The organism is Acidithiobacillus sp. TH-A36 (genome assembly GCF_057473445.1).
Map to the genome: position 1 here is coordinate 1 of NZ_JBYCKP010000173.1, position 3435 is coordinate 3435.

At 49.1% G+C, this 3435-nt stretch carries 5 protein-coding genes, 1 tRNA gene and 1 pseudogene; 1 reads left to right on the plus strand and 6 read right to left on the minus strand.

Annotated features, from left to right (window positions below; translation table 11 throughout):
* Positions 1–216 (plus strand): type I restriction enzyme endonuclease domain-containing protein (locus tag AC2VLY_RS04710; RefSeq protein ID WP_486921843.1); only part of this gene is annotated, 216 nt, incomplete at its 5' end.
* A gap of 1 nt (position 217) precedes the next feature.
* On the opposite strand, the gene AC2VLY_RS04715 is transcribed toward AC2VLY_RS04710, so the two are convergent.
* The 6 genes and pseudogenes from AC2VLY_RS04715 to AC2VLY_RS04740 all read right to left on the minus strand — a co-directional run.
* A complete protein-coding gene (locus AC2VLY_RS04715) occupies positions 218–913 on the minus strand; it encodes a hypothetical protein (protein WP_300251436.1) in 696 nt (231 codons plus the stop codon).
* Entirely contained in the window at positions 910–1254 is a 345-nt protein-coding gene (locus AC2VLY_RS04720) for a YbjQ family protein (protein WP_300251439.1), read from the minus strand. The genes AC2VLY_RS04715 and AC2VLY_RS04720 overlap by 4 nt, the downstream gene beginning before the upstream one ends.
* 8 nt (positions 1255–1262) lie before the next feature.
* Positions 1263–1727 carry a LexA family protein gene (locus AC2VLY_RS04725; RefSeq protein WP_300251441.1) on the minus strand — a complete coding sequence of 155 codons (465 nt, stop codon included), beginning with the start codon at positions 1725–1727 and terminating at the stop codon, positions 1263–1265.
* Between the two features lie 163 nt (positions 1728–1890).
* Entirely contained in the window at positions 1891–2910 is a 1020-nt protein-coding gene (locus AC2VLY_RS04730) for a site-specific integrase (protein ID WP_486921844.1), read from the minus strand.
* 91 nt (positions 2911–3001) lie between these two features.
* Positions 3002–3077, minus strand: a tRNA-His gene (locus AC2VLY_RS04735).
* Positions 3078–3145: 68 nt separating this feature from the next.
* A pseudogene (locus tag AC2VLY_RS04740) lies at positions 3146–3435 on the minus strand (ribose-phosphate pyrophosphokinase); the annotation flags it as partial.

The following is a 3435-nucleotide window of genomic DNA, read 5'->3' on the forward strand; positions in this document are numbered from 1 at the left end:
CAGGCCATGGGCGACGAAGCCCTGAAAATGATTGCCAAGGAAGTAGCCGATACCGTGCGCCAGAACACCCGCATCGACTGGTCTATCCGCGAACAGGCACGAGCGCATCTGCGCAGGATGGTGAAACGGGTCTTACGGAAACACGGTTATCCGCCCGACATGCAGGAAGGGGCGGTGAATACGGTTATTGAACAGGCTGAGGGGTTGGCGGGATAGGTTAAGTTGATGATGCGTTATTCTTCTGACAATAATTTTCAGCCCCCTTACCGAATCCCACAAATATATTTTCAGTATCTTTTTTATGGATGGAATAAAACTCATTGCCGAAAACATCTTCAAAGGTAAGGCAAATAACCCAATCAGAGTTGATTATTCTTACAATATCATCTTGTAATGTTTTTTGTTTGTTCATGTATATTTTCATCGGAACAAGAGGACGCTTGTGATCGTAAATACAATAGGATTCACCTGATGCGATTGCACCAACGCTTGTGATAATTGGGTGGGTAGAACAATTAACGTAAAATTTAATCTTTACATTTAGTGCGGTACCATTCCCTTTGTTTGAAATCTTTGCGCTCAGGAAGGCGACGTAAATATCCAATGTGTTATTGAAAGACCCAAGATCAGCAAACATTTTTCGGCCAATGTCCCCAATTTCCGGCTCTGTTGGCTCAATAACACATAGCGGCATCAAGTTTTCTTGGTGGTGTTTATCATCTTGTTCTACCAATATCTTATTGCTCTCTACCAGTTCATGCGTTTCTGCCACGAGCTGCGCGTTTTGTTTGAGTGCCTTCTTGGTTGATTTTGCCATTTCCTTGGTATACCAAGCCAACCCAAAGGTGCAACATGCCAACAAAAAGGTTGCCACCGGCAATAACCAAGTCCGCAATAGACCAATATCACTCATAGCACATCCACCACCACAGCTGTTCCATAGGCCGTGATTTCATTCATGGCTTGCCCCTGTCCGGCATCAAACTCACCAGAATCGAAGCGCATCCCCAGTACCGCATTGGCCCCAAGAGAACGGGCATGTTCCGCCAGTTGTTCCAAAGCATCCTCGCGGGTTTGGGCAATCATTTTTAAGTAGCCGGACTGTTTTCCGCCAAAGACGGCACGAATACCGCCCAGAAGATTACCGACGATATTGCGGGACCGGACACTTGTTCCGTAAACCGGCCCGATGACCCGAACCACGCGCATACCGGGGCAGTCGTTAATGGTGAGGATGAGTACATTATTTTCCATAGCCACGCTCAAAACTTATGCACAACAAAAATCACAGTACCCAAAACAGAAAAGTCTTGATCGGGGCTTACCGTAATGGTCGGGTAGTCGGGATTTTCTGGCTGTAATAGCACTTTATGGCCTTTACGCATCAGGCGTTTGACGGTCATTTCCCCGTCCAACATTGCAATCACTACTTGTCCGCTTTGTGGGGCAATGCTGCGATCCACCACAAGAATATCCCCGTCATGAATGGCTGCACCCGTCATCGAGTTGCCGGACACCTTCAAGAAGAAGGATGCCTCACTATTCGGCAGGCAGTATTCATTCAAATCGAGCGTCTTTTCGACGTAATCATCAGCGGGTGAAGGCATGCCTGCCGCGACCTTGGAAATGTATAATGGTGCCGCTGATAAAGGCGCATGCGCATCAGGCCGCATCACGGTCAGCCCCACCTTGGCAAGTTTCTCTATGGTCCTTGCATCCAGCGCCATGGCAATCCCCTTCAGAGAATGAGCTTGAATGGTTTCTACCGTGTTAACAGATCACCTGACCGCGCACGGTATCCACCGACATTTTACCCGAAATACAAGTAAACTGCTTCAGTGTCTGGAATTATGCCCCATAATCGCCTTAATAGTCGTGGTGGCTTATCCATCACCTCAACAGTTCGACCAAGTCTTCCGGTTTCAGATGGGTGTACCTTTTTAGCATCTGCATATTCTTATGGCCAGTGATGGCCGCCACCTGCATGAGGCCAAGCCCTTTCTCAAAAAGACGACTGGTCGCCTCATGGCGCAGGTCATGGAAAGTCAGCCCCTCAATGCCAGCCTTCTTGACGGCCTTGATGTAGCTGGCCTTGACGCCTTGTTTTGTGTAAGTCCATACCTTTCCATCCAAATTTCGTGGCAAGTCGCGTAATATCTGAGTGGCTTTGGTGGTCAGCGGTACGATACGCTTTTCACCATTTTTGGTATCTTCCAAGGTAATAGTCTGGTGCTTCAGGTCTACCTTGTCCCAAGTCATGCCCATAATTTCCCCTTGGCGCATGGCAGTTTCAATAGCGATGCTCACAATAGATGCCAGTTCGGGGTTCATGGTTTGGCAGGCAGACAGCAGTCTTTCTTCCTCATCGCCCACGAGACGGCGATCCCTACCTCTAGGCGGTTTGGGTTTGCGAACCGTTTTTACTGGGTTGATCAGTGCTTCCATCCCCCAATCGGTGCTTGCTACGGTGAAGATGTTGGACAACAGAGCTAGACGTAGGCGAATGGTATTAGGGGCTTTCCCTTCGGTTTCCATCTCACGCGTAGCATTCGCAATGTCCTTGCTTCGTAAGCTGGATAAAAACCGTTTTGCGAGTGGGTGGTTTCGCCAATACGCAATTACATACTTTTCTTGTGCGGCACCTTTTTTGTTGGGGGTGATTTCTTCCGCATAACGGTCAAGGGCTTCCTTTAAAGTGGTGTTCTCGCTTTCAGATCGGTCCCGCCAGACGCCACGCTGCATTTCCGATTCAACGATGGTTGCCCAAGCCTGAGCGTCGGCCTTGTTGCGAAAGGTTTTAGTCTGGGATGGATATCCCTTGCGTTGAATCTGAACCTGATACCCTATGACGACACCGTCGCGGTCCTTCCGTGGTCGAATTGCAGCCATTTTTACCCCCTTACCAAACATCCAATTTGGACACAGTTGGGCATTATTTGGGCAAAAAGTCAATAAGACGCAAAAAATCACTTAGCAAACATCGCTAAGTGTTTGTTTTATATGGGGTGGCTGACGGGGCTCGAACCCGCGACAACCGGAATCACAATCCGGGACTCTACCGACTGAGCTACAGCCACCATAATGAAGAGAACGCATGATACAACGGGCAAAGTCTGGCCGCAAGGCGACAGGCGGGAGTTAATCCTTAGTCCATGAATAATGAGCTGACAGAGTCTTCTTCAGCAATGCGACGAATGGTTTCCGCCATGAGTTCGGCGACCGACAGTACGCGAATTTTCGGGCTCTCCTGCGCTTCTTTACTGAGCGGAATGGTATCCGTAACCACCAGTTCATCCAGTTCGGAGCGCGCTATCCGTTCCATGGCCGGTCCGGAGAGAACCGGGTGAGTACAATAGGCGCAGACCTTGACTGCCCCTTGGGCTTTGAGGGCATGAGCAGCCTCACAAAGGGTATTGGCGGTATCTACCATATCAT

What these genes read in the sequence shown, in the direction of transcription:
- AC2VLY_RS04725 (WP_300251441.1), bottom strand. Translation starts at nt 1,727, where the DNA reads ATGGCGCTGGATGCAAGGACCATAGAGAAACTTGCCAAGGTGGGGCTG.
- AC2VLY_RS04720 (WP_300251439.1), bottom strand. Translation starts at nt 1,254, where the DNA reads ATGGAAAATAATGTACTCATCCTCACCATTAACGACTGCCCCGGTATG.
- AC2VLY_RS04715 (WP_300251436.1), bottom strand. Translation starts at nt 913, where the DNA reads ATGAGTGATATTGGTCTATTGCGGACTTGGTTATTGCCGGTGGCAACC.
- AC2VLY_RS04730 (WP_486921844.1), bottom strand. Translation starts at nt 2,910, where the DNA reads ATGTTTGGTAAGGGGGTAAAAATGGCTGCAATTCGACCACGGAAGGAC.